Raw genomic sequence first — 675 nt, 5'->3', positions numbered from 1 at the left:
TTATCTCGGCCAGATAGGCCGAGGCATAGACCGAAAGGCTGGCGACCAGCGTCAGAAACTCCGTGGAGAGCGACAATCCGCCGACGGTTCCGAAGCGCCCCGCCCGCGGCAGATCGATCCCGCCCCACAGCAAGAGCGGCACCAGGGAGATGCCGGCGAAGGCCAGCGCAGTGCGCGTGCGAACGGCTCCTCGCCGCACGGCACCCAGCAGGATCGCACAGGCGACGATCGCGATGAGAAAGACCGGCCGTCCCGGATCGGCCAAGGAGAGCGCGGGGAGGTGCAATCCCCGATTATCGAGGTCGAACGGTCCGACGGCGCCCGGGCCGGGTCCGGGCAGACCGAACAGCAGCGCGGCGTACCAGACGAACATCTGGAGCAGCAGCGGAATATTGCGAACCAGCTCGATATAAAGGCCGGAGAGCCTCGCAAGCAGCCAGTTGGACGACAGGCGCGCCATGCAGACCGCGAGGCCGAGCAAGGTCGAGAAGATGATGCCGAGCGCCGATATCAGGAGCGTGTTGAGAAGACCCACCGCCAGCGCCGCGGCATAGGAATCGCCCGGCGCGTAAGCAATCAGCGTTTCGCCAATCGCGAAACCCGCCCGGTCGAACAGGAAACCGAACCCCGTCCGGATGTTTCGGTCCGCGAGATTGTCCGCCAATGTCGCAAACA

At 65.2% G+C, this 675-nt stretch carries 1 protein-coding gene; it reads right to left on the bottom strand.

Features of this window, described 5'->3' with window-relative positions; translation table 11 throughout:
- Positions 1 to 675 (bottom strand): ABC transporter permease subunit (locus ATE64_RS20960; protein WP_156416672.1); only part of this gene is annotated, 675 nt, incomplete at both ends.

The organism is Sphingopyxis sp. H073 (assembly GCF_001468395.1).
GTDB lineage: Bacteria > Pseudomonadota > Alphaproteobacteria > Sphingomonadales > Sphingomonadaceae > Sphingopyxis.
Note: the sequence above shows the minus strand (reverse complement) of the source record. Positions and strands in the feature narration are given on the sequence as shown.